Here is a 25,446-nt window from a genome sequence, read left to right on the forward strand (position 1 = left end):
CGCGATAATCCGGCGGTTCTCTGAAGAGCTAGTCGGAATAACGAAATATGAGCTTAGTGCAGCAATTGATTGATCAGGGACAGATTACTGACCCGAACAGCGCCAAAGGCCGGTTATTGGTTGCTGCCGCACGCCTGTTTAAAAACAAAGGTTACGAGCGTACGACCGTACGTGATCTGGCAGCCGAGATTGGTATTCAATCGGGTAGCCTTTTTCATCACTACAAATCAAAAGAAGCGATTTTGCAGGCGGTGATGGAAGAAACCATCGTTCTGAATACCGCACTGATGCAAGATGCTTTGGCTTTAACAGATAACCCGCGTGATAAAGTACTGGCACTGGTTCGGTGTGAATTGCAGTCTATTCTGGGTGAAACCGGCGAGGCTATGAGTGTGCTGGTTTACGAATGGCGCTCGTTAAAAGCCGAAAGCCAAAAACACATTCTGACGTTACGTGATGCTTACGAACAGATTTGGCTGGATACTTTAGAGGAAGCTCGTAACGCTGGGATGGTGCAGATTGATGCCTTTATCCTGCGTCGTTTCCTCACGGGTGCGTTGAGCTGGACCACTAACTGGTATAAACCGGATGGTGAAATGACATTGGAACAGCTGGCGGAATATGCGCTGAGTTTGGCTGTAAAGAGCTAACGCTCTCCTTTTCCGAGTGTCAAAACCTCAAACTTCCCAGACGTCTTCTGTGGCCAGAACCGTATGCGTTACCGGGCAGTACAATGTGAAGGCCAACCCTATTGGCTTTTGGGGTTTAGCGCCCGAGTAACAAATCGTTGTGTATCGGAACGTATTTATTGGCAGCACTGATCAGCGAATCGGCAGTTAATTGCTCCACACCATACACTTCCACGTGTGTGTTGAACTTGTGCTGCATACGTTGCACCAGAATACCGAAGTCGCCATCGCCGGAAGCTAATACGACAGAGTCAGCTTCTGGTGCGTATTCCATCGCATCTAACGTGATGCCGACGTCCCAGTCGCCTTTGGAAGTGCCGTCGGCACGTTGAATATAAGGTTTGAGTTTTACCTGAAAGCCAATCGCTCGGAGAATATTCTGAAACTGTTTTTGTTTTTCGTCACCACGATCAACAGCATAAGCGATGGCTTTAACCACTTCGCGCGGCGTTCCATCCGCACTGTGAGTCGCCATTTTCCAGAACTGGTTATAGTCGAAATTGCGGCCAAACCCCTGGCGACAGGTGTAATAGATGTTTTGTACATCAACCAGAATAGCGACTCTTTCTGTGGGCATAGTTCTCTCGTTTATTTAGAGATGCTGGCGAGTGTTCTTTCAAAAGCAGCAACAGAATGTTGCGGTAGCTCAGCAGGTACAGAGAGGTGCCCTCTGAACGGCGGCTGAAAGAACTCCGCTAGCATTTTAATTCTTTCGGAAGCTCAGATTTTTACTTTCGCACGGTTATTCACATCGCGGCTGGAACGAATTAATTCATCGCCGGCAAAACTTAAATCGGCTTTAGCTATGCGATCGTATAAAACAATATTGACCGTTGCAGCCAGGTTCAGGCAGCCAACGGTTGGCAGATAAACCACTTCATCGGCCTGGTCGATAATATCCTGGCTGATGTTTCCATCTTCCGGACCAAAAATATAGTGGGCGTTATACGGATGTTCAAAGTTGGGTAAGCAGGTTGCACCTTCTACCAGTTCGACACACACAATTTTGGCGTCAGGGTCGGCGCATGCAATTAACGATTCGACACCTTCGAGCAGGATTTTATTGCTCATATTCCGTGTATCAGTGTGGAACTTAGCGGCCTGATCGTATCGGCGTCCGGTGTAATACACTTCTTCGGCCCGGAAGCATCCAGCTGCTCGCATCACTGAGCCAACATTAGATGGACTTTTCGGATTGGTTAAACCGATGGTGATTTTAGCTTTATTCATAACTCGTCTGAATAATCTGATGGCAATAAAAAGCCCCGAACGTTGAAACCTTCGGGGCTTGGAGAGGACAGCGTTGAAAAATTAATCCAGCTCTAAAATACCATCCATTTCAACACCGGCATCTTTCGGCAGCTGGGCAACACCAATAGCGGCGCGTGCCGGGTAAGGCTGTTCAAAGTACTGAGCCATTACCTGATTGACTGTTGCGAAGTTGCTCAGATCGGTCAGAAAGATATTTAACTTGGCAATATCCTGCAGTTTACCACCAGCGGCTTCGCAGACTGCCGTCAGGTTTTTAAATACCTGGTGAATCTGCTCTTCAATATCACCATCAACCATTTCCATGGTGGCTGGTACCAGAGGAATCTGGCCAGACAGGTAAACCGTGTTGTTGACTTTTACTGCTTGTGAGTAAGTACCAATTGCTGCAGGAGCATTGTCGGTAGCGATGATTTCGCGAGCCATGCATTAATCCTTATTTTTACTTCGTACGATTTTATTTACGCCATGAATATTGCGCAGGCGGCGGATAACGCGTGCGAGATGGCGACGACCCTGAACACTGACTTTCAGATGAGTCACGCTCAGTCGGGCGTCACGCTCCTCGACACTGATCTGTTCGACATTGGCGTCCGCCTGATTGATGGCAGAGGCCAACTCAACCACGATGCCACGACGATTTTCGAGAAACACCTTAAGGTCAACAGTGAACTCACTGTCGATGTCTTTATCCCAGGAGAGAATGACGCATTTTTCCGGGTTGTCGCGGAATTCCTCGACGTTTTTGCAGGCTTCGGTGTGTACCACCAGGCCACGACCAGAGCTTGAGTGACCGACAATAGCGTCACCCGGAATAGGGCTGCAACATTTCGCGAAGCTGACGATCAAACCTTCGGTACCACGAATTGCCAATGGCGACTGCTCGAATGCATTAAGGTCGATATCGGTGTCTTTATTCGCGACCAGTAACCGGCGCGCAAGAATTGGCGCCATGCGACTACCGGCACCAATTTCTTCGAGAATATCGTCGAACGTTTCCAGGCCAGTTTCCTTCAGCACCAGATCCACATGTTGCTGATCGATGTCGCTGATCGATTTGCCGAGATCATTCAGCGCTTTATTCAACAAGCGCTCACCCAGCGAGACCGATTCACTGCGGCGCTGATTCTTCAAATAATTACGGATATTCGAACGTGCTTTGCCTGTAACAACAAAGTTAAGCCAGGCAGGATTCGGACTGGAGTTGGGTCCAGTAACGACCTGAACCGTCTGGCCATTTTGCAGCTTGGCACTCAAAGGCGCCAGTTGACGGTTAATGCGGCAGGCGATACAGCGATTACCCACATCGGTGTGAACGGCATAAGCAAAATCAACGGCGGTTGCACCAGCCGGTAATTCAAGAATTTTTCCTTTGGGTGTGAATACGTAAATTTCTTCCGGAAATAAGTCGACTTTTACGTGTTCAACAAATTCGATTGGGCTGCCAGCATTCTTCTGTAACTCAAGCAGATTCTGCACCCACTGACGTGCGCGCTGGGTGCCGCTGGTCTGGTCGCTTTCCGATTTATACAACCAGTGAGCGGCAATGCCATGATTGGCCATGGCTTCCATTTCTTCGGTGCGGATCTGAATTTCAATTGGTACACCGGCCACACCGATCAATGTGGTGTGCAGCGACTGATAACCGTTGGTTTTCGGAATGGCAATATAGTCTTTAAAGCGACCCGGAATTGGCTTGTACAGGGCATGCATGGCCCCGAGTATGCGGTAACAGTCATCAACTGAGTCGGTAATGATGCGGAATCCGTACACATCCATAATGTCAGCCAGCGACTTACGTTTCTCGCGCATCTTGTTGTAGATGCTCGACAGGTGCTTTTCCCGGCCTACCACGCGTGCCTGAATGTTGACTTCGTTCAGCTTACTGCGCACAGCGGAGGAGATACTGTCGACCATTTCTGAGCGATGGCCACGTGCGGCTTTAACCGCTTTCGCGATCAGTCCGGAGCGCATCGGGTAGACGGCTTCGAAACACAGTTCTTCCATTTCGACCCGAATGTCATTAAGTCCTAGACGATTGGCAATCGGGACATAAATATCGAGACTTTCGCGTGCAATTCTGCGGCGTTTTTCCGGGCGTAATGAACCCAGCGTACGGAGGTTATGGAGGCGGTCAGCGAGCTTAACCAGAATGACGCGAATATCCTTCGCCATGGCCATCGCCATCTTCTGAAAGTTCTCGGCTTGTTGCTCTTCTTTGCTCTCGAAATGGATGTTGGTCAGCTTGGAAACGCCGTCCACCAGATCCGTGACCACATCACCAAATTGTTTGGCGAGTGCACTTTTGGGAATGCCGGTATCTTCAATCACATCGTGAAGCATGGAAGCCATCAGACTCTGATGGTCCAGATTCATGTCAGCAAGAATGTTAGCCACGGCAAGTGGATGAATGATGTAAGGTTCGCCACTGCGGCGACGCTGACCCTCGTGGGCTTGCTCAGCGTAATAATAAGCGCGGCTTACTTGCTTAATCTGGCTGGGGCTCAGATATTGCGCAAGCCGCTCCTCTAAAGAATCAAGCGTGGGCACTGTTTGCCAGCAGCCTCTTAGTATTCTTCAGCGCGTTCAGCAGCTTCCTGAGCCGCCATGCTTTCTGGAGTCACCAGGTCTTCTGCAATTTCGCGCAGAGCCAATACGGTTGGCTTGTCGTTTTCTTCTTCAACCAGAGGCTCGGCACCCTGGACGGCAATCTGACGAGCGCGTTTGGTTGCCAGCATTACCAGCTCAAAGCGGTTATCAACGTTGTTTAAGCAGTCTTCTACAGTTACGCGTGCCATTTGGATTCCTACGGTTATGGATTCTGAAACTTCGAACCGGACATTTTAGTTAATTCCCGCCGTAAGGGAAGAGCCAGAGCGGGAATTTGAATGTTTTTTAAGCGCTTGCGTGTATTTTATGCACGTGGGGCCAGTAATGCTTCGAGAGTCTGCTGGTGACGGGCCTGTTGCGCACTCAAGCGATGGCGGCGGGCAATGATAACGGCACACAGTTCTTCAAGGGCATTATCAAAATCGTCGTTGACGATGAGGTAGTCAAACTCAGCGTAATGGGCCATTTCGCTTTGGGCATCGCGCATTCGGCGGGCAATGATTTCCTCGCTGTCCTGGCCGCGGTTACTCAGGCGCTTTTCCAGTTCTTCGATGGATGGCGGCAGGATAAACACGGTGACAGCGTCTGGCATCAGGCGGCGTACCTGCTGTGCGCCTTGCCAATCGATTTCCAGAATAACGTCGCGACCGGCTTGCAGCTCTTGTTCAACCCAGCGTTGAGAGGTGCCGTAGAAATTGTCGAACACCTGAGCGTGCTCAAGAAACGCGCTTTGTTCAATCAGCGCTTGAAACTCATTCTGACTGACGAAGTTATAGTCTTTGCCGTTCTCTTCTCCCGGGCGTGGTGCGCGAGTGGTGTGAGAAACCGAAACACCGATGTACGAAGTTTTGTCGAGCAGTGCTTTAACCAGGCTGGTTTTACCGGCACCAGAAGGTGCGGAAAAAATAAATAGTGTACCGGTGAACAGTGTATTGGAAGTTGTGGCCATGGAAGTCTTGGGATCCGGATGAAATCATTCTGGTTCCTAAGTATAACCGAGCAGGGGCTGTTATCAGCCCCTGAATCTCGATTAATGTTGGCTGGCGAGCCATTGGGCGCTTTCTTGCCAGATCTGACGGTTCATGTCTTTTTTGAAAAAACCGAAATGATCGATCGCTTTCATATCATAATCACGAGGGTGCAATACTTTGACTTCACTGTCCGCGTTGTGGAATAACTTTGCCAGCTCCCTCACGCAGGAGGGCGGTGCAAAACGGCGATCATCGGCCATGGCATAAAACATCATGCTGCCGGTGTAGTCACTAAAACCCTGGCGCAGAGGTCTGCCCCGTTCATTGGCAATGTAGGCTTTTTTGCGGCCGAAGCGGCTCCAGTCGCGTGCAACCTGTTTAGGCAAATATTCTGCCCCCAATACCCAGCTTGGCAGACCACCGGTTAACTTGTAGAACAACGGTAATACGGCGAAAAAGAAAAGAATCGTCAGAGGGCGGTCTCGCAGTGGCCAGTTTTTCCAGTAAATATGTTGGGAAGCGATATTCAGAAAACTTGTATAGCGGTTATTGTCGGGCACGATCCCCAGTAGCTGGCCCCCAATAGAATGGCCGACACCTTTTATCTGCAACTCCGGATGGCGCTGGCTGAAGAAGGTTAATACTGCTTCCATATCGCGCTGGCCCCAATGCAGCATACTCGGCTCCGGAGATTCTTCAGTTCTGCCTTTACTGTTACCAATCCCCCGGAATTCATAGGTCAAAACGGTAAAGCCCTGTTCACAGAGGTAGCTTGCGAAGGCTTGATAATATTTACGTATAACTCCTGTGGCGCCATTAATGATGACACCAATGCCGTTACAGTGTTGTGGTCGGTATTCACTGGCCGCCAGTTGAAAACCGTCTGTTGTGTTGATGTACAGGTCATGATTGATGGTTATTTGGGTAGTAGCCATTGGTATGTTTTCCCAGTCAAGACACGGTCAGTGTATCTGTGCAAACGAAAGACCGAATTGTTTAATGTGTACAAAATAATGATCAAGGAGTTGTTATTTCCGTTTCTAAGTGTGATTTACCAACTTATAACCCTTTGGTTTTTCAGAATGCGCTGGCAACGTTATGGGTCTATAACTAATACATTATTCCGGTATGCATGGGAGTCAGTTAGTGTGGTGTTTGTAAGGATTATTCTCATCAGCGTGTTGATGATTGCATGTTCGTCTGCTTCGGCAAGGGACTGTTCTCGTTTGATTGCCAGTGGCAATGCCGAGTATCCGCCGTACCTATGGCGCGCCAGTCAAACCACTGTTGAGATGCATGGCGCGATTCCCCAGCTCATGGATTACGTTGCGAAGCAGCTCAAGATTGATATAGAAGTGAAATACCTTGGTCCATGGGGGCGGGTTCAGGAGGAGGTGGCGGAAGGCAATATTGATCTGCTTTCCGGCGCGTTTTACACCGAACCCAGAAGTTATCGTATGGATTACATTCAACCGTCGTTTCAGCGCACACAGACATCGGTCTGGGTGCATAAAGATCGCCTCTTTAAATTCGACGGCTGGTCTGATCTGGTGGGGAAATCCGGTGTTACAGTCATCAATAACAGTTTTGGCCAGACGTTTGATCAATACGCTGCCACGCATCTGAATATTCATCAGGCCGGGCGGTTATCGCAAGGCTTGCGCATGCTGTTGGGAGAGCGGGTCGATTACTTTCTCTACGAAGACCTTCCCGCTCGCGCTTATGCTGCCGAGCTTGGCATGCTGGAAAATATCAAACCTCTGGAAAATGCCGTCAGTAGTGAAGATCTGTTTTTGACCGTGTCAAAGCGATCACCATGTAATACCCCAGAACTCAGGGCCGAGTTAACAAAAGCACTGGAGCAGGCCCAGCAACAAGGTGTTATGCAGCAGTTTCTGCAGCAAGCGTTGGAGCTCTGGCAAACCAGAGCGCCAGGTTGAGTGGACAACCCGATCAGTATCGGGCGAGATCTTGGTTCAGGTTTATAGCCGACCTTTGCTGTAGCGCTCCCGGGCTTCCTGTTTTTTTCGCTCACTTTTTTTCAGCAATACATAAAAAGCACCGGAACCACCGTGATGCTTTTGTGCCGTATGAAACGCCTGAACTTCATTCAGGTCTTCCAGCCAGTGCACCAGATAACTTTTGAGAATACCCGGGTCGTCGATATTGCGATCGCCTTTTCCTGGTAATACCAGAATGCAGCGGATGTCGTGATCCATACAATCGTGGATAAACCGAAACAGTTCGCTGCGTGCCTGTTCTACCGTGCGACGGTGCAGATCGAGCCGGGCTTCAATTTCGTATTTCCCCAACCGCAGTTTACGAAATACACCATCCTGAATCCCCGGACGTTTAAATCCCATGATGTCATGTGGGCCAATGCGTTTTACGTCACTGGTTTGGAGATGGTTTTTATCTTCTGAGGGAGCTTCTGTCGCTGCTGCCAGTTTACGCGCAGCGGCATTCGCTTTATTGATATCACCCTTGCTTAGGGTGACTTTCTCTTTCGCCTGTATGGGTTCTACCCCTTGCATTTCCTGCAGGAACAGGTCGTCATCATTTAACTCATTGTCGCTCATGCCGACTACTCAACTATCTGGTGCTCGCGACTGGCATTATATCCTGCCTGCCAGAAGGTGTGACACTTCTTTGCGCTCTCGCACACAACTATAACTCCATGGTCGTAATATAACTCAGGTCTTTAGTTAATACCTCGTGGAGACACGTGATGAGAAAAATATTTATTCAACCTCTGGCAACTTTCGCTGTCGGTGCTCTGATCAGTGTGCAGGCGATGGCATTTGGTAGCCATCAGCGTGGCATCGACTGGGAGGAAGAACTGGATCTGACCGAACAACAAGAAGATCAAATCGAAGCGATTGAAGACCGCTACCAGGGACAGTTTCATGAGATGAAAAAGGGCAAAGGTCAGCGCCACGAGCGCCACCAACATGCCGCGACAATAATGAAACAAATGCGTCAGGAAATTCAGCAGGTGCTGACAAAAGAGCAACGTGCTCAGGCACGCAAGCTAATGACAGAGCGACGCCATCAGGCGATGGAAAAGCGACTGAAAAAACTGGCGCGTAAACTAGATATGACCGAAGAGCAAAAGTCTCAGTTACAGCAGACCCTGAAGACCCAGAGACAGCAATATCAGTGGCCGATGGATCAGGAGCAGCGACAGCAGGCACGCGTTACTTTCGATACCGCGATGGCGGGTATTTTAACATCAGACCAGCAGCAACAATGGCAGGCGATGAAGGCCAAATCTAAGAAGCGTTGGCATCACGACAAACAACGTGATGGTGATGAAGAGTATTACAAAAACAGCTACGAAGAGCATCCAAGTCACGGTGGGTTGCGGAAGGGATATCAAAGCTGGTAACTACACGGTGAGATTTCAGCGCCCTGAAAATAAAAAATGCCCGGCAGGATGAAATAAACTGCCGGGCATTTTTTTATTCTGCTCTGTCGCCAGACTCAACCCTGAGCGTGTTTTTGCATGAACTCTTTTACTTTTGGGGCAATCGATTCACGAAATTTCCGACCGTTAAAAATACCGTAATGGCCAACGTCTTTTGCTTCGTAGTGCAACTTTTTGCTTTTAGCGATACCGCTACACAAATCCTGAGCACAACCTGTTTGGCCTCTGCCGGTAATATCGTCCAGTTCACCTTCAATCGTCATTAATGCCATATCTTTGATGGCCTTAAGATTGATTTTTTTGCCCCGGTACTCCATTTCACCGCGAGGAAGCTGATGTTCGAGAAAGACTTTACGAATCGTATCGAGATAATAATGCGCAGGCATATCCATCACCGCGAGGTACTCGTTATAAAACTGGCGATGAGCCTCCGCGCTATCACCATCACCCTTAATTAAATCATTGAAGAATTTAAAATGTTTGCTGATGTGGCTATCCATGTTCATCGACATAAACCCGGATAACTGAATAAAGCCCGGGTACACCCACTGTCCTCTGCCTTTAAAGCCTGGAGGAACCTTGCAGATGACATTTTTTTCAAACCACTCAAGGTCTTTACCGGAAGCGTAATCATTCACTTCTGTTGGGCTGATTCGGGTATCAATCGGGCCACCCATCAATGTCATTGTGGAAGGCAGGTTAGGATTTTTATCGGTGGCCATGACGCTGGCAGCCACCATTGCCGGAACACAGGGCTGACACACTGCGAGAACATGGGTATCCGGGCCGAGTTCATTAAGAAATTCGATCAGATATTCGACGTAGTCGTCGAAGTGGAATTCGCCTTCACTGGTGGGAACGTCACGGACATTGCGCCAATCGGTGATATACACTTCGTGATCCGGTAAAAACTCCCGTACGGTTCCACGCAGCAGTGTGGCAAAGTGACCGGACATAGGGGCGATCATCAACACTTTAGGTTGTGACTCTAATTTGCGGGTACGACGACGAAAATGCAGCAAATTGCAGTATGGCTTTTCAAGCACCTTTTTATATTCGATGCCAACTTCGCGGCCATCAATCCGGGTGGAATCCAGTTGCCATTCCGGTTCTTCATAATAGTCGGTCAGGCGTTCAAACAGTTCCAGCGACGCACGAACGGTTTTATAAAACCAGGTGTAATTCAGAGGGTTCCAGGGCTGATAAAAGTACTGTCGGGTCTGGCGGGCCATAACATGCATGGGTTGCATGGCATGCATGATCTGCGCATTTAAACGGTAAAGCATGGCTAATCACCCCATAGATGGGTTGGTATCGTTATTGAGCTTAGCGTAGTGTCGGGTGCTTGCTGGCATTCGACGCCAAATAACGACAAATGCCGCATTTGGCCCCTTTCCATGGGAGATGTAGTTGGTTATTTAATCAACAGTTAAAACCTTAGCATGAGCCTGCAGAGGACACGAGGACAAAAATGGAACAAAATGTGTGATTCAGTCAAAAGTGCCATGGTTAGGTTGGTAAAGCGATTGTTGTTATGCGCGGCTGAGGCTAATCAGCTGAGGCGCCTATCGGGGTCACTCATTGGGTTTTCGCAGATGTATGTCCTGTTGTGGGTATGGAATGCTGATGCCTTTCTCGTCAAAAGTCAGCTTGATGGTTTCCAGTAAATCCCATTGAACCGCCCAGTAGTCTGCGCTGTGTACCCAGGGACGTACGGCAAAATTAACGCTGGAGTCAGCCAGTTCAGCCACTGCAATAACCGGCTCAGGTTCTGCCAGTATACGGTTGTCTTGTTGCAGAATGTGTTGCAGTACTTCGCGTGCTTTTTTAATGTCGTCGTCGTATCCAATGCCAATGGTGAGATCAATACGGCGTGTGGCCTTGGCAGAATAGTTGGTGATTACGCCGCCATAAATACCGGAATTGGGCACAATGATTTCGCGATTATCCCCGGTACGGAACTGGGTGCTGAAGACGCTGATTTTTTCCACCACCCCGGCAACGCCGCCCGCTTCGACAAAGTCTCCGAGCCGGAAAGGTTTAAAGAGTATCAGCATAACGCCGGCAGCAAAGTTGGAGAGCGAATCTTTTAATGCCAGGCCGATGGCTAAGCCCGCTGCCCCCAGCAATGCCATCAGTGATGTAGTATCAATGCCCAGCTGTTCAAGTGCGATCAGGGCAACCACAAAGCTGAGTAATACCGATGCAATACTGGTGATAAATTCCACCAGTGCTTCATCCAGCTTACGGCGCGACATAATAACGGCAGTCAGTTTTATTAAACGTTTCACCAGCCAGCGGCCAATCACATATATAGCCAAAGCAATAATCAGATTTGTCGCCAGCGGCAAGGTCATTTGCAACAAGGCGTCGCTGTCGAGATTCTGCAGATAATCTTTCATAGCGGCTTCCATCAGGTTGTGTGCTGAATGGTTATCCAGCAAAAATCAGAATAATGAAAGCATGGTAGCTTAAGAAGAGCCGCGAAAAATACGGTCCGTGGCGGCGATGTTGTAAAACCTGTTTTACAAGTTAACTGCTCTGCGCACTCACGATACCGGCTTCAGTCTTTGGGTGTGAATCTGCGATGTTCAAACACTGGCATGGTCTGACGCAGCTGCTGTATCTGGTGTTTGTCGATGGTAGCGATCGCCAGCCCGGGTTGCTCCTCCAGTTCGGTTAATACGCTACCCCAAGGATCAATAATCTGCGAATGGCCCCAGGTTTGGCGTTGCTGTGGCTGATCTAGAGGGTCATGCCAGCCACATTGGTTGGCTGCAATCACATAACACTGTTGTTCAATGGCCCGGGCGCGCAGCAAGCTTTGCCAATGGGCTTCGCCGGTTTTGTGGGTAAACGCAGCTGGCAGGGTAAAGATCTCCGCACCTTTTGCACGCATTTGCATAAATAATTGCGGGAAACGCAGATCGTAACAAATCGCCAGACCCACTTTGCCAACTGGCGTATCGACCACGACCACCTGATTTCCCGGAGCAAAGTGATCCGATTCTCGATAGCTGCCGTGGGCATCACCGACGTCAACGTCAAACAGGTGAATCTTGTTGTAGCGAGCTTTCAGGTCACCATGATTATCAAATACCAGGCAGGCAGAGCTGACTCTTGGGTCGCCATCGGGACTGGGCTGCGGGTACGCACCGGCAATCAGCCATAAATTGTATTGGTTTCCCCAGTTGGCAATGCGTTGGTACAGTGCTTCATCGTCGGCAATGGTGCGGTATTGTTTACCATCCAGGGTGGCAAACATCTCTGGGATCAGCGCCAGTTGCACACCTTGTTGCTGTGCCTGAGCTAACAAGGCTTCCACCTGGTTCAGGTTGGCATCAACGTCGTCACCGCTATTGATTTGAATGGCGGCTACTTTGGGGAGGGAATCAGTCATCATCAAGGCCAAAAATACTGAGGATTCGATCTTTAAAGCTGCGGGTTTCTTTTCCTTCGACTTCGTTATTAAACGCTTTGTCGATTTTTAAATCCGGTTCTTCCCAGCTCCCTTTGACCGTATAACTGGCACTGGTGAAGCGCTCCAGTTCATCCCCCACCAGTTTTTCAGAAACGTAAATAGCAGCGGCAACGGGCGGCGCTAAACCTGCCAGAACCGCAACCATTGGCAAGGTGCCGGTGACTGGAAAGGTTACTGCCAGCTTCATATCCAGTTGGTGACTCATCAGGTTGGTATTGCCCGACATCAGGAATTTGCCGCCGGGTCCCTCTAATGACAGAGGCTCTGTCAGGGTAAGGACACCGTCATTAATTCTGGTTTTGGCTTTCATCACATCAAATGCCAGGCCGGATTGATACAGGTCGGAGAAGTCGAGCTGTAAACGGCGGCTAATGGAGTTGAAGTTTAATGCTCCAAACGCTTTTAGTGCATCCGTTCCCTCGGCATTTACGGTACCTTTTTCCAGGCGCAGGCTGGTCAGACCATTGAGGGTTTCCAGGTTAAAATTCATGGGTGAGCCTTGCCAGTGGAGCTTGACGGCAGACTTCATTTTGTCGGCATTTACAATGTCCTTCTGGCGGAAGTCACGCAGTACTTTGCCGATGTTTTTGGAGCGTATCTGCAACGTGTCCAGATGGGTGCTGTGCAGTTCTCCTTGCTTACGCCAGTACACATCCCCGTCGATATTCATGCCTTTCATATTACTTTCATGCAGAGAGATATGTAGGCCATCGGACGCCGGACGCGAACTTACCTTCCAGCTGCCGAGGTTACGACTGCCAAGGTAGAACTCTTTCAGTTGCATATCCATCGGTGGGAAGTCTCGCGGATCGAGTGCTTGTAACGGATCGGATTGCTCAATATCGCCTTCAGCATTACTCTCAGCGTCGTCGTCGCTGAAAGGCATATGAATGTAATCCAGTTGCATATCGATTGGTTGATCATCAGCTTTGAGCGTAATCTGGCCTTTGGTCAGGTCGCTAGTGAGATTGAGTTGCCATTCGTTCCACTGCTGACTGGCGTCAATGGTTACTGGCCCCATGGGAACTCCCCAGGAGTCAACCGAGGCGATCTGCAGTTCAATTTTACGCAGCAGGTGATGGCTGGCAGGGCTTTGCTGCTGGTTGCTGGTGGCTTTGTCTGCGGTATCAAATGCCATACTGTCGGCGTTTTCCGCTGCTTCCTGGGTATTCAGGATACGGCGCAAATGTTGCCAGGTTGCCCACCATTCCCGCGCTTCTATCTCGCTGTCGATTTTACCGCGCACCGAAACCCCTTTATCACTCGGCAAAAACGGATCGTGGCCTCCCAGGTACACCTGACCACGATCGATCCCGTCCTCATCCAGGGCCAGGGCAGCTTTCAGCAGGCCGTCGTAGTTCATGTTGATACGTGTTTCGTTACCCGGAACAATTTTCAGGCTGAGGGGGCGGTGTTGTTCTGCGGTTTTGCCAACCGGATCAGGCAGGTTGATAACCGAGCCAACCAGGTCGGTATTCAAACTGAACTCGATGCCTCCGTGTTGCTTCGATTTCATCGATAGCGCGGCTTGATAATTCAGTTTTCCATTCAGCGGATCAAGCAGGAGTAGCGGTAGCCATTGCTTAAAGGGTTGCCATTGAGCATCGCCTTCTGCCAGTAGCATCATGTCAAAGCCGTCTGCGTAAGCATCCGATTCAATACCTGCGGTAAAATCGCCGCCAAATACGGAACCACTGATCTGATTGGCGGTAATACCGTGCTGACTGTTGAAGTTCAGTATGCCATTCAGCTTTTCCAGCTGCAGTTTCAGTTCACCGAGGTACAGATTGGCATCGGTAAAGTGGGCATCCAGGTTGATGTTCGGCTCACTGCCTTCCTCACCCAATGGCATATCCAGTACCATGCTGACATCCAGGCCACCGTCGGCCTGCCACTGATCGAAGGCATTCTTCACCACCTTTTGCAGCGGTGTTTCGGTGAAGTAGCGCAGGCCTTGCTGTGCTTCACCGGTTAAGCGACCCGCGACATGCAGATGAGTGGTATCGCCCTCTGGGCGCAGTTTTACCCGAGCTGAACGAGGTACAAACTGTCCTCCCAGGGTTTTACCGCGATCAATCCAGATATCCAGCTCCGGCGCGTTCATCATCAAACGGGCATTCAGGTCTGTCACTGCCGGCCAGTCTTGCAGGTATTGCAGTTCGCCATCGGTGACATCCAGATACAACTGAATACTGTTACTGCTTTCCGGACGGTCTTTCCCGAGACGACCGTTCAGAGCAAAGACTCCATTGTTGAAGTGTCCGGCAACAATACTGTTGTTAATCCAGTCTCGAATTGAGTCGTCTAACAGGCTCGGTACCAGGTCTTGTTTCAGAGAATCCGGAGCCGATTTAAAGCTCACCAGAACACTGGTGTTGGCTTCAACATCACTGTTTCTTGCCGGAATACGAAGTCCCACATTGGCACTGAGTGGGACGCCTTTTAATTCAGCTTTAAGATCGCTGACCTGTAAGCGGTAGTGGTCTTTCCGGATCTGCCAATAAAACGTACCGCGGGTTTGGTTCAGCTGCCAGTGCTCGTCATAGATGTCTTTCAGATGGATGCCAAAGGCATCATCTTTCAGTGTCAGCTTGCCAGCGTAAGGGTTCAGACTCAGTTCACCACTGATGTTACTGAATGCCGGAATGCCAATGTAACTGTTGCTGCTGGCTTCTTCGATATCAGTACTGAGATTCAGTTGCAGCTCGCGGTTATCCGCAGGCGGAATCAGAGAAACACGCAAGTTATTGGCGTGGCCTGTCAGATTAAGGTGGGTAATGTACTTGAGGTACGGCTCTGGCAGCAGGGCATGATCGGTGATTATGTTGGCAGTGCTGGCCAGATTGATTCGCGGTATACCCAACTGCCAACCTTTACGATCATCCAGATTGATGGCGCTGACGGACATTTGTTCCAGTGGCAGGGGTTGTTCAAACTCAGGCACGACACGCATATGCCAGTCGTCTTTATTGCGTTGTGCCCGCATGCTGATAGTGCCGTTGGACAACACCAATGGTTGTTTTGGTGTTTTAAGGCGCAGTGAGGGAACAGTCAGGTTGGCGTACAGGCTACTCAGCCCACCATTCTGTAGCGTCGCCCAACCCTGAATACCAGCCGTGAACGACTGCAGCTGATAGTTTTCCGCCAGACTATTGGGTACCCAGCGCATCCAATCCTGATTGTCGACCGACAAATACAACTCGCCACTCTGATCTTTCCATGGCCACAGTTGTCCTTGTATTCGACCTTTCACCTGAATTTCAGTCAGTTCGTTCAGACCCCAGGCAACGGTACCTTCAAGTGCATGACTGTCTGCGCGGTTGCGCCACACCAGTTGTGCTATCTCCAGTTGATCGTTGTAGTCGTCGCTCTCACTGGTGATCCGCCAGTCGCTGAATACGATGGATTGCTGCAATTCCAGTAAGGTCAACCATAACGGCCGCTCAGAACGATTCTTTGATTCGTCCGGCGTATCATCGGCTACCTCATCGCTGCTTTTATTGTTGAGCTGAGACAGATCCAACTGCCAGCCTTCGGCCACGATAAAGCGATGATCCGGCAGCTCTTTGACATGGCCACGGACATCGGAAATTTCGATACGTTTGAAAACAGGTAGCTGGTAAAAAGCGGTTGCAGAGACATCCAGTTCGGCTTCAACCTGACCAATGCGCAAGCCGCTTTGTTCTTCGCCGAGAATAATATTCTGAAATCTCACGACGGGAGCAAGAATGTGCCAGTCACCCTGAAGCTCGCCGATGATTACCGGTTGCCCCAGCGCGGCTGAAAGTTGTTGCTCGATATCCGGGCGCAGGGTTTCAATCAGTGGAATCAGCTGGCGACCCAAGCTGGCGTAGAGCGCCAGGGACACGGTGGCAACCACCAGCGTGATCCATATTTGAGTCCAGAGTTGAGAAAGCCAGCGCAAAAGATTGCCTTTGAATAATCAGTAACAACGATTATTGCAGAACAATATCGTACTGATCTTGAGTATACAGGCTTTCTACCTGCAATTTTATGGCTTTGCCAATAAAGGCTTCGAGGTCTGCAAGTCCGTCTGAGTCTTCATCCAGCAGGCGATCAACCACTTGCTGACTGGCCAGAACCAGATAAGTACCTGCTTCATAAGCACGTTCTTCACGCAGGATTTCACGGAAGATTTCGTAGCAAATCGTTTCAGCGGTTTTCACTGAACCGCGCCCGTCGCAGGCGGAGCAGGGTTCCATCAGCATATGCTCAAGGCTTTCACGAGTGCGCTTGCGGGTCATTTCGACCAGACCCAGCTCAGATACACCGCTGATTTTGGTTTTAGCGTGATCTTTTTCCAGGACTTTTTCCAGCATGCGCAGCACCTGGCGCTGGTGTTCGGTGTCGACCATATCGATAAAGTCGAGGATGATAATGCCGCCAAGATTGCGCAACCGTACCTGGCGGCCAATGGCGTTGGCGGCTTCCAGATTGGTTTTAAAGATGGTCTCTTCAAGATTGCGGCGGCCAACAAAACCACCGGTATTAACGTCGATGGTGGTCATCGCTTCAGTCTGATCGATCACCAGATAGCCGCCGGATTTCAGTGTTACTTTGCGTTCCAGTGCTCGCTGAATTTCATCTTCTACGCTGTTTAGTTCGAAGATCGGGCGAGGGCCTGGATAGTACTCCAGTTTCTCTTCAATCTCTGGCATGTATTGCTCAGTGAAGGTCGCCATTTTTTGTGAAGTTTCACGCGAGTCGATCAGGATCTTGTCGATTTCCGGCCGCACAAAGTCGCGCAGAGAACGTTGCGATAATGGCAGCTCATCATAAATCTGAGTGGGCGGATTAAATTCTTTGATGCGTTCTTCCAATTTACGCCACAAGCGGCGCAGGTACCGTGTATCTGCCAGGATCTCATCCTCACCAACACCGTCAGCAGCGGTACGCAGAATAAAGCCCGCTTCACCAGTCAGACCTTCCTCTTCCATGCATTTGTTAACCAGCACCTTGAGGCGATCACGCTCTTCGTCGTCCTCGATGCGCTGGGAAACACCAACGTGGTCTGCGCCCGGCATATACACCAGATAGCGTGATGGAATCGCCAGCTGTGTGGTCAGGCGAGCGCCCTTGGTACCAATCGGATCTTTGGTCACCTGCACTACCAGAGACTGGCCCTGATGAACTAACTGGTTGATTGGGGTATTGGCATTGGATTGGTTGTTGTCACCATCACCAATTTCCGCTGCATGAATAAACGCCGCACGCTCCAGACCAATATCCACAAACGCCGCCTGCATACCGGGCAATACCCGCACCACTTTGCCCTTGTAGATATTACCAACGATGCCACGATGATTGGCACGCTCGATAACGATTTCCTGCAATACACCATTTTCAACCACAGCCACCCGGGTTTCGGTTGGTGTGACGTTCATCAGAATTTCTGCATTCATGGATTAACCCTGCTGATCACCGGACCAGACTTCAATGTTAAAAGATTTTAACAGGGCGGCGGTTTCCGTTAATGGTAACCCCACCACATTACTGTAGCTGCCGCTGATCTTATCGACCAGAATCGCCCCTTTACCCTGAATACCATATGAACCAGCTTTATCCATGGGTTCGCCTGTGGCGATATAAGCGTCGATTTCATCATCGCTGAGTGGACGGAAACACACGTCGGTCGTCACGCTGATGATGCTTTGTTTTTGCTGGCTGACCACTGCCACTGCGGTAAAAACCTGATGTGAGTTACCGGATAAACGTTGCAACATACGCTTGGCATCGGCTGTGTCTTCAGGTTTAGTCAGGATTTCGTTGTTAATAATGACACTGGTATCAGAACCCAGAACAACCGCACGGCTGGCATCGTTGTTGTCACCGTCAGCACGAATAGCGGCCAGAGACGTAACGGCTTTTTCCCGTGCCAATCGTTCAACGTAGGATTGGGCGCCTTCGCCAGGCTTAGGTGTTTCATCAATATCCACCGGAGCCAGTTCAAACTGAACGCCAATCTGGGTTAATAATTCACGTCGGCGCGGGGAAGCCGATGCCAGATAAAACATGTGCCTTCCTTATTGTTGACGGGTTTTGCGCATGGCGATGGATACCAGAGCATAGACCCATGGCCACATCAACGCGGAGGTAAATGCGGGCGTCCAGATATCAACGGGGCGGGTTTCATCGGTCAATGCTGACAACGCCCAGAAACTCAGGACCTGCTGTAAAGTAACCAGCAGAAATACCACGGCCATTTGTTGGGCAAAATTAAAAATCGATACCCGCTTATACAGACGTTGCAGTAAATAGATATGAACGGTGAGTGTCAGCATATGCAGCCCGAGAAATGAGCCCTTTTCAGCATCAAGCATCAAGCCTAGCGGAATTGCTAACCACAGGCCGAACAGATTAGGCGCACGTAGCACCAGAATGGTAACCGCCAGCACCAGCCAGGCTGGTTGTAGCCAGGATAAGATATCTGGCATTGGCAGGTGCTCGAGTACAAATGCAAAAAATAACGTGGTGGCAATTACCAGCCATTGTCGAATATTCATAACAGGCTCTTATTTCTCATTCCATAAGGATTCAGCCGGTACCTGGCCGGATCCTTGTTGGAATACCAGCAGCAGGTGCCGACTGCGATCCAGGTGAGCGCTGGGCTTAGCGGTTACCGTGGCAAATGATTTGCCTGAGATGTTTTCGACCGAGGTGACGGAGGCAACCGGATAACCTTTCGGATAACGACCACCCAGCCCCGAGCTGACCAACAAATCACCGACCTCAATATCGGCCGTGTTGGGTACGTAAATCAGTTCCAGCACATCGAGGCTACCCGTACCGGCAGCGATCGCACGCACGCCGTTTCGATTCACCTGCACCGGGATAGCGTGGTTCGGGTCGGCAATCATTAATACCCGACTGCTGCGTGGCAGTACATCGATGACCTGACCCAATAAACCAAACGCGTCCAGCACCGGCTGACCAATAAATACGCCGTCTTGAACACCTTTATCAATCAGGATTTGTTGAGAAAACGGATCGGGGTCGACGGCGGTCAGGGAGGTCACCAGTATGCGGTCATCCACCTGTTCGGAAGCTGACAGCAGCTCGCGCAGTTCGATATTCTCGGCTTCCAGCGACGCCAGTCGTTGTGCTTTAGTCTCCAGGATCAGATTACGGGCAGTGAGTTTTTTGTTTTGGTTGAGTAACTCTTGATGGGTAGCGGCCGACTCGCCGAACCAGTTCGCCATTGTGGCTGGAATAGCGGCCACTTTTTGCGGTGGCAAAATCAGGTAACCGCTGGCCTGGCGCAACGGTTGCAGCCAGGGCGCGTGGCTGTCTAACCAGATCAGTGCCATCGCAAGCACAACAATCATGGCCACTTTTTGCCCTTGTTGCCGGGGGATCTGAAACTGAGATTTGATGATGTTTTCCTTACCGTCAGCGATGTCCAGAACAACGAATGAAGCTGACGCTGCTAAATGTAAAGACCTTACTATACCGACTCGCTGATAGGCTGTTAACCGTCATTATGAGAAGTGTTTATGCCTTTGAGCAATTCCTGATAGCCAGCGCGGAAATCGGGGTATTTAAAGTGGTAGCCACTGTCGAGTAAGCGCTGATTATTGCATCGTTTGCTGCCGGCGAAACGACCCATACTGAGATCGGTAAGTTCTACATCCAGCTGCTGAGCCAACCACTGCGTCACATCGTGCAGGCTGACCGGTAAACAATCACTGGCGAGATAAAGAGTATCGAGGGCCTTGCCAGCCATTTTTAATTGAATCAGATGCGCTAATACACCGGCACAATCATCCCGGTGAATGCGGTTGCTGTAGCTCAGTGGCTGTTGTGGTGCGCCTTTGCCGCTGCGGACATTTTCCAGTAAACGATTACGACCCGGGCCATAGATTCCGGAAAAGCGAACGGCGGAGGAGGAAATACCGTGGTTTTCCAGTCGTTGTTCGGCTTCCAGCATTATGGCGCCACTAAAACGCTTGGGTTCCGTGGTGGAGGTTTCATCGACCCAGCAGTGATCGGCTTGATGATAGACCCCGGTGCTCGAGGTGAAGAAAATATGTTGTGGCGCTTGTGGCCAGTAATCGATGGCTGTCAGCGTGTTGTTTAAACCATCGATATAGGCGCTGCGGTAACCGGCCTCGTCGTGTTGAGTGGCGGCAGCGCTGTAAATCACAAAATCAGCGGGTTGCTGTTTTATAATTCCGATAAAAGTACTTGTTTCGGTAAAGTCGGCACTGATGCGGGTAAAAGACTCTGGTAATTTATCGCCATTACGGCGTACACCAATGATTTCGATGTCTTGATTATGAGCGCTCAGTAATTGTTTACCCAATTCGCTGCCGACATCTCCACAACCAATAATTAATACCCGAATTGCCATTAAACTTCCCTTAATGCGGTACTGAACCGGAACATCAGACATAAAAAACGGAGCATAAAAGCTCCGCCTTTTTAAGCAATCGATTGTACGTTTATTTACGCCATCGATCAGAAGCTGACATTGAGGGTTAATCCATCGCTGCCATTTCCAGCTGTTGTTCGCTGGCGGTTTCCAGGAATTTACCGCCGCCACGAGCAACACACGTCAGCGGATCTTCCGCGACCAGCACTGGTAAGCCGGTTTCTTCACTCAGCAGTTTGTCCAAGTCGCGCAACAAGGCACCACCCCCGGTTAATACCATGCCCCGTTCAGCAACGTCGGAAGCCAGTTCGGGTGGCGATTGCTCCAATGCGCCTTTTACCGCCTGAACGATGGCTGCCAGAGATTCTTGCAGAGCTTCCAGAATTTCATTGGAGTTCAGTGTGAAGCTGCGTGGAATACCTTCTGCCAGGTTACGGCCGCGTACATCAATTTCGCGCACTTCGCCGCCTGGGTAAGCGGTACCGATTTCCTGTTTAATGCGCTCCGCTGTGGCCTCGCCAATCAGGCTGCCGTAGTTACGGCGGATATAAGCCACGATGGCTTCGTCGAAACGGTCACCACCGACTTTAACAGACTCTGCGTAAACTACGCCGCTCAGCGAGATAATGGCAATTTCGGTGGTACCGCCACCGATATCAACCACCATTGAACCACGTGCTTCGTCCACTGGCAGACCAGCACCGATGGCCGCCGCCATTGGTTCGTAAATCAGATAAGCACGAGAGGCGCCTGCCCCCATCACCGAATCAATAATCGCGCGACGCTCTACTTTGGTCGCCTGGTAAGGAACACACACAACAACGCGTGGGCTGGGTGGCAGGAAGCTGCTTTCGTGTACTTTTTTGATGAAGTATTGCAGCATTTTTTCAGTGACTTCGAAGTCTGCAATCACGCCGTCTTTCATTGGACGAATGGCCTGAATGTTACCCGGCGTCCGACCCAGCATGCGCTTTGCTTCAGCACCAACGGCTGCAACGCTCTTAGCGTGGCCCTGCATGCGAATCGCAACCACTGATGGCTCGTTCAGTACGATTCCCTGATCACGCATGTAAATCAGCGTGTTTGCGGTCCCCAAGTCGATCGACAGATCGCTGGAAAACATGCTTCTTAACTTCTTAAACATCCAAAATTTCCCTGCACTAATCCCCAACTTGGGGCGGGTAAAAAAATTGAAGTAACTCTAGCAACGGTGGGGATTTAGAGCAAGGGCGCAGAGTTATTTAGAGGAACAGGGATTTGTGCTAGTCTTCTCCGCTTTCTTTTATGTATCTCTGTTGTTTTATCAAGTAAGACGCTTAAACAGGGTTGCCAATTTTCATTATCTAATTTACTGGAGTACCCGTATGGCTCTGGATCAGGATCAGATTCGTGATATCGCGGCATTGTCGCGTTTACAAATCGATGATACGCAAGTCAGCGAATATCAGAAAAACCTGAGCAATATTCTCGATTTGGTAGACCAGTTAGCTGCCGTCGATACCTCGGCCGTTGAGCCAATGGCTCACCCTCTGGACGCGGTACAGCGCTTGCGTGCCGACGTTGTCACCGAAACCAACGAACGCGAGCGCTTCCAGAAAGTGGCTCCACAGGTGGCTGAGGGCCATTACATCGTGCCAAAAGTGGTTGAATGATCAGCGAAGGAATATTGAGACATGCATAACAAAACAATTGCTGATATTTCCCGCGAGTTAGCGGCTGGTGAATATTCCAGTGTTGAAATCACGCAGGATTTATTAGGCCGTATTAAAGATAAAGACGGCGACTACAACAGCTTTATTACCGTCACCGAAGAACAGGCGCTGGCTCAGGCAAAAGCCGCCGACGAACGTCGCGCTGCGGGTAACGCCGAAGCCTGGACCGGTGTACCGATGGCTCACAAAGATATTTTCTGCACCGAGGGGGTACTAACCACCTGTGCCTCGAAAATGCTGAGCAACTTTGAAGCGCCATACGATTCCACCGTGGCCGACAACTTTAATAAAGCCGGTGCGGTGTGTTTGGGTAAAACCAACATGGACGAATTCGCTATGGGTTCATCCAACGAAAGCTCGTATTACGGTGCAGTGAAAAACCCGTGGGATACCGATTGTGTTCCGGGTGGTTCTTCCGGAGGTTCGGCGGCCGCAGTTGCTGCGCGTCTGGTGCCGGGTGCTACCGCAACCGATACCGGTGGTTCGATTCGCCAGCCAGCAGCGCTTTGTGGCATTACCGGTCTGAAGCCAACTTATGGTCGTGTTTCTCGTTACGGCATGATTGCGTTTGCTTCCAGTCTGGATCAGGCCGGTACCATGACCCGTACTGCTGAAGACTCGGCGATGATGATGAACGTAATGGCGAGCTTTGATAACAAAGACTCGACCTGTGTTGATCATGAAATTCCGGATTACACCGCGACGCTGAATGATTCGTTAGAAGGTATGACGGTGGGTCTGCCAACTGAATATTTCCGCGATGATTTATCGCCGGAAATGCAGCAGCAGGTAATGAACGCCATTAGAGAATACGAAAACCAGGGTGTGAAGGTGAAAGAGATTTCTTTGCCAAATACTCACTTGGCGGTTCCTGCGTATTACATCGTTGCTCCGGCGGAATGTTCGGCCAACCTGTCTCGTATGGACGGCGTTCGTTTTGGTTACCGTTGTGAAGATCCAAAAGACATTAACGATCTGTACGTTCGCTCCCGTGGTGAAGGTTTTGGTGATGAAGTTAAACGCCGCATTATGGTGGGCACTTACGCGCTGTCTGCGGGTTTCTACGATGCTTACTACAAAAAAGCACAACAGGTTCGTCGTTTAATTAAAAATGACTTTGTTGAAGCCTTTAAAGACGTCGACATGATCATGAGTCCGGTAACACCAACACCTGCCTTTAAAGCCGGTGAAAAAGGTGATGATCCGGTGGCAATGTACCTGGAAGATATTTTCACCATCGCATTAAACCTGGCGGGTCTGCCGGGTATGTCGATCCCATGTGGTCAAGTGGGTGTTGAAGGTGGGAAGGATTTACCGGTTGGCCTGCAGTTAATTGGTAATTATTTCGACGAAGCACGTCTGTTAAATGCTGGCCATAAATTCCAGCAAGCAACCGACTGGCATTTAAAAACACCGGCTGGCATTTAAGGGGGCTACATCATGGAATGGGAAGTTGTAATCGGCCTTGAGATCCACGCTCAGCTGTCGACTAAATCCAAAATTTTCTCTGGCTCCAGTACCGCTTACGGTGCCGAAGCCAACACCCAGGCTAACGCCGTTGATCTGGGTTTACCGGGTGTTTTACCGGTATTTAACGAAGAAGCACTGCGTATGGCGGTGAAATTCGGTTTAGCGATCGATGCGGAAATTGGTGAAAAATCCGTGTTTGATCGTAAAAACTATTTCTACCCGGATTCGCCAAAAGGTTATCAGACCACTCAGCTGCACCACCCAATCGTCGGTATGGGCCATATCGATATTGAGTTGGACGATGGCGAAACGAGACGAATCAACGTAACCCGTGCGCATCTGGAAGAAGATGCCGGTAAATCGGTACACGAAGGTTTCGACGGCTTTTCTGGTATCGATTTAAACCGTGCCGGTACGCCGTTAATCGAAATTGTTTCTGAGCCGGAATTACGTTCCGCCAAAGAAGCCGCTGCGTATTTCCGTAAAATGCACAGCATCGTGACCTACTTAGGTGTGTGTGACGGTGATCTGTCTCAGGGCTCTATGCGTTGTGACTGTAACGTGTCTCTGCGTCCGAAAGGTCAGGAAGAATTCGGTACCCGTACTGAAATTAAAAACGTGAATTCTTTCCGTAACGTTGAACGTGCGATTGAAGTAGAAATCGAACGTCAGATGGACGTACTGGAAGACGGCGGTGTGATCGTTCAGGAAACGCGTCTGTACGATGCAGATAAAAACGAAACCCGTTCTATGCGCTCGAAAGAAGTGGCGAACGATTACCGTTATTTCCCGTGCCCGGATTTATTGCCGGTTATCATCGACGATAACTACATCGAAGCGGTTCGTGAAACATTGCCGGAATTACCGGATGCTAAGCGTGCTCGTTTTGTGAAAGATCATGGCTTAAGCGCAACCGACGCGGCGGTAATTGCGTCTAACCGCGATCTGGCTCACTACTTCGAAGCTGCAGCAAAAGCGGCTAACGATTACAAGCTGGCGGCTAACTGGGTGCAGGCAGATGTATCGGCTGCACTGAACCGTTTAGAGATTGATGTCACTGAGCTGGCAGTTAATGCAGAACAGCTGGGTCGTATTCTGGTGCTGATTAAAGACAACACCCTGAATAACGGTGGCGCGAAAGAAGTCTTTAACGCGCTGCTGGAAGGTAAAGGTGATGACGTTGATGGCTTAGTGGATTCATTAGGTCTGAAACAGGTGTCTGATACCGGCGCGATCGAAGCGATCGTAGAACAGGTATTAGCGGATAACGCTAAGCTGGTTGAAACCTACCTGGCAACACCGGAAGAAAAACGCGGCAAAGCGATGGGACCATTTATTGGTGCAACCCGTAAAGCCGCGAAAGGTGTTAACCCGCAGGTTGTAATGGAAGTTCTGAAGAAGAAGCTTTCTGAGCTGGGCTAATAG

Annotated in this window: 24 protein-coding genes; 6 read left to right on the forward strand and 18 right to left on the reverse strand. The window is 50.0% G+C overall.

The features are described from left to right. Positions 1–47 precede the first annotated feature (47 nt). Complete coding sequence (locus MK185_11390) at positions 48–650, forward strand: TetR/AcrR family transcriptional regulator (GenBank protein MCH2041228.1); 603 nt, start codon at positions 48–50, stop codon at positions 648–650. 115 nt (positions 651–765) lie between these two features. Here the strand turns inward: MK185_11390 and MK185_11395 are convergent, their stop codons facing one another. The 7 genes from MK185_11395 to MK185_11425 form a co-directional block, all read right to left on the reverse strand. Next, positions 766–1,266, reverse strand: coding sequence for an NYN domain-containing protein (locus MK185_11395; protein MCH2041229.1), 501 nt, complete (start codon positions 1,264–1,266; stop codon positions 766–768). Between the two features lie 143 nt (positions 1,267–1,409). Beyond that, positions 1,410–1,919, reverse strand: a complete 510-nt coding sequence (locus MK185_11400) for an RNA methyltransferase (GenBank protein ID MCH2041230.1) — start codon at positions 1,917–1,919, stop codon at positions 1,410–1,412. 81 nt (positions 1,920–2,000) lie between these two features. After that, positions 2,001–2,384 (reverse strand): RidA family protein, encoded by a 384-nt coding sequence (locus MK185_11405; protein MCH2041231.1) that lies wholly within the window; start codon positions 2,382–2,384, stop codon positions 2,001–2,003. Positions 2,385–2,387: 3 nt separating this feature from the next. Further along, positions 2,388–4,508: a bifunctional GTP diphosphokinase/guanosine-3',5'-bis pyrophosphate 3'-pyrophosphohydrolase gene (spoT, locus tag MK185_11410; GenBank protein MCH2041232.1), complete on the reverse strand. Its 2,121-nt coding sequence runs from the start codon at positions 4,506–4,508 to the stop codon at positions 2,388–2,390. Between the two features lie 17 nt (positions 4,509–4,525). Next, positions 4,526–4,756 (reverse strand): DNA-directed RNA polymerase subunit omega, encoded by a 231-nt coding sequence (rpoZ, locus tag MK185_11415; protein MCH2041233.1) that lies wholly within the window; start codon positions 4,754–4,756, stop codon positions 4,526–4,528. A gap of 116 nt (positions 4,757–4,872) precedes the next feature. Then, on the reverse strand, positions 4,873–5,517 hold the full coding sequence (gene gmk / locus MK185_11420) for a guanylate kinase (GenBank protein MCH2041234.1): 645 nt from the start codon (positions 5,515–5,517) through the stop codon (positions 4,873–4,875). 81 nt (positions 5,518–5,598) lie between these two features. Beyond that, the gene (locus MK185_11425; protein ID MCH2041235.1) at positions 5,599–6,474 is read right to left on the reverse strand and encodes an alpha/beta hydrolase; all 876 of its coding nucleotides are present in this window, start codon (positions 6,472–6,474) and stop codon (positions 5,599–5,601) included. Between the two features lie 213 nt (positions 6,475–6,687). Here MK185_11425 and MK185_11430 point away from each other — a divergent pair, with 213 nt between their 5' ends. Then, a complete protein-coding gene (locus MK185_11430) occupies positions 6,688–7,479 on the forward strand; it encodes a transporter substrate-binding domain-containing protein (protein MCH2041236.1) in 792 nt (263 codons plus the stop codon). 42 nt (positions 7,480–7,521) lie between these two features. Here MK185_11430 and smrA read toward each other — a convergent pair whose 3' ends face one another. Next, complete coding sequence (smrA, locus tag MK185_11435; protein ID MCH2041237.1) at positions 7,522–8,118, reverse strand: DNA endonuclease SmrA; 597 nt, start codon at positions 8,116–8,118, stop codon at positions 7,522–7,524. Positions 8,119–8,267: 149 nt separating this feature from the next. On the opposite strand from smrA, the gene MK185_11440 reads away from it, so the two are divergent. Beyond that, positions 8,268–8,927, forward strand: a complete 660-nt coding sequence (locus tag MK185_11440) for a Spy/CpxP family protein refolding chaperone (protein ID MCH2041238.1) — start codon at positions 8,268–8,270, stop codon at positions 8,925–8,927. A 95-nt stretch (positions 8,928–9,022) separates the two neighbouring features. On the opposite strand, the gene phaZ is transcribed toward MK185_11440, so the two are convergent. From phaZ to MK185_11490, 10 genes are all read right to left on the reverse strand, one after another. Next, positions 9,023–10,252: a polyhydroxyalkanoate depolymerase gene (phaZ, locus tag MK185_11445; GenBank protein ID MCH2041239.1), complete on the reverse strand. Its 1,230-nt coding sequence runs from the start codon at positions 10,250–10,252 to the stop codon at positions 9,023–9,025. Positions 10,253–10,540: 288 nt separating this feature from the next. After that, a complete protein-coding gene (locus MK185_11450) occupies positions 10,541–11,368 on the reverse strand; it encodes a mechanosensitive ion channel (GenBank protein ID MCH2041240.1) in 828 nt (275 codons plus the stop codon). Positions 11,369–11,529: 161 nt separating this feature from the next. Then, the gene (locus MK185_11455; protein MCH2041241.1) at positions 11,530–12,366 is read right to left on the reverse strand and encodes a carbon-nitrogen hydrolase family protein; all 837 of its coding nucleotides are present in this window, start codon (positions 12,364–12,366) and stop codon (positions 11,530–11,532) included. Continuing rightward, entirely contained in the window at positions 12,359–16,372 is a 4,014-nt protein-coding gene (locus tag MK185_11460) for a TIGR02099 family protein (protein MCH2041242.1), read from the reverse strand. Before MK185_11460 ends, MK185_11455 begins: the two co-directional genes overlap by 8 nt. Before the next feature lie 31 nt (positions 16,373–16,403). Continuing rightward, entirely contained in the window at positions 16,404–17,870 is a 1,467-nt protein-coding gene (gene rng, locus MK185_11465; protein MCH2041243.1) for a ribonuclease G, read from the reverse strand. 3 nt (positions 17,871–17,873) lie between these two features. After that, the gene (locus tag MK185_11470) at positions 17,874–18,482 is read right to left on the reverse strand and encodes a Maf-like protein (GenBank protein MCH2041244.1); all 609 of its coding nucleotides are present in this window, start codon (positions 18,480–18,482) and stop codon (positions 17,874–17,876) included. Between the two features lie 9 nt (positions 18,483–18,491). Next, positions 18,492–18,971, reverse strand: coding sequence for a rod shape-determining protein MreD (mreD, locus tag MK185_11475; GenBank protein MCH2041245.1), 480 nt, complete (start codon positions 18,969–18,971; stop codon positions 18,492–18,494). 9 nt (positions 18,972–18,980) lie between these two features. Then, positions 18,981–19,793, reverse strand: a complete 813-nt coding sequence (gene mreC / locus MK185_11480; protein MCH2041246.1) for a rod shape-determining protein MreC — start codon at positions 19,791–19,793, stop codon at positions 18,981–18,983. 143 nt (positions 19,794–19,936) lie between these two features. Next, a complete protein-coding gene (locus tag MK185_11485) occupies positions 19,937–20,860 on the reverse strand; it encodes an SDR family oxidoreductase (protein ID MCH2041247.1) in 924 nt (307 codons plus the stop codon). Positions 20,861–20,945: 85 nt separating this feature from the next. After that, entirely contained in the window at positions 20,946–21,983 is a 1,038-nt protein-coding gene (locus MK185_11490) for a rod shape-determining protein (GenBank protein MCH2041248.1), read from the reverse strand. Between the two features lie 220 nt (positions 21,984–22,203). Here MK185_11490 and gatC point away from each other — a divergent pair, with 220 nt between their 5' ends. Genes gatC through gatB form a run of 3 tightly spaced genes read left to right on the forward strand, consistent with a single transcriptional unit; the run spans position 22,204 to position 25,443 of the window. Next, on the forward strand, positions 22,204–22,491 hold the full coding sequence (gatC, locus tag MK185_11495; protein MCH2041249.1) for an Asp-tRNA(Asn)/Glu-tRNA(Gln) amidotransferase subunit GatC: 288 nt from the start codon (positions 22,204–22,206) through the stop codon (positions 22,489–22,491). Between the two features lie 21 nt (positions 22,492–22,512). Then, positions 22,513–23,979 (forward strand): Asp-tRNA(Asn)/Glu-tRNA(Gln) amidotransferase subunit GatA, encoded by a 1,467-nt coding sequence (gene gatA, locus MK185_11500; protein ID MCH2041250.1) that lies wholly within the window; start codon positions 22,513–22,515, stop codon positions 23,977–23,979. A 12-nt stretch (positions 23,980–23,991) separates the two neighbouring features. Beyond that, complete coding sequence (gene gatB / locus MK185_11505; GenBank protein ID MCH2041251.1) at positions 23,992–25,443, forward strand: Asp-tRNA(Asn)/Glu-tRNA(Gln) amidotransferase subunit GatB; 1,452 nt, start codon at positions 23,992–23,994, stop codon at positions 25,441–25,443. Positions 25,444–25,446: the final 3 nt, after the last annotated feature.

Source organism: Saccharospirillaceae bacterium (genome assembly GCA_022448365.1).
GTDB lineage: Bacteria > Pseudomonadota > Gammaproteobacteria > Pseudomonadales > Oceanobacteraceae > Bacterioplanoides.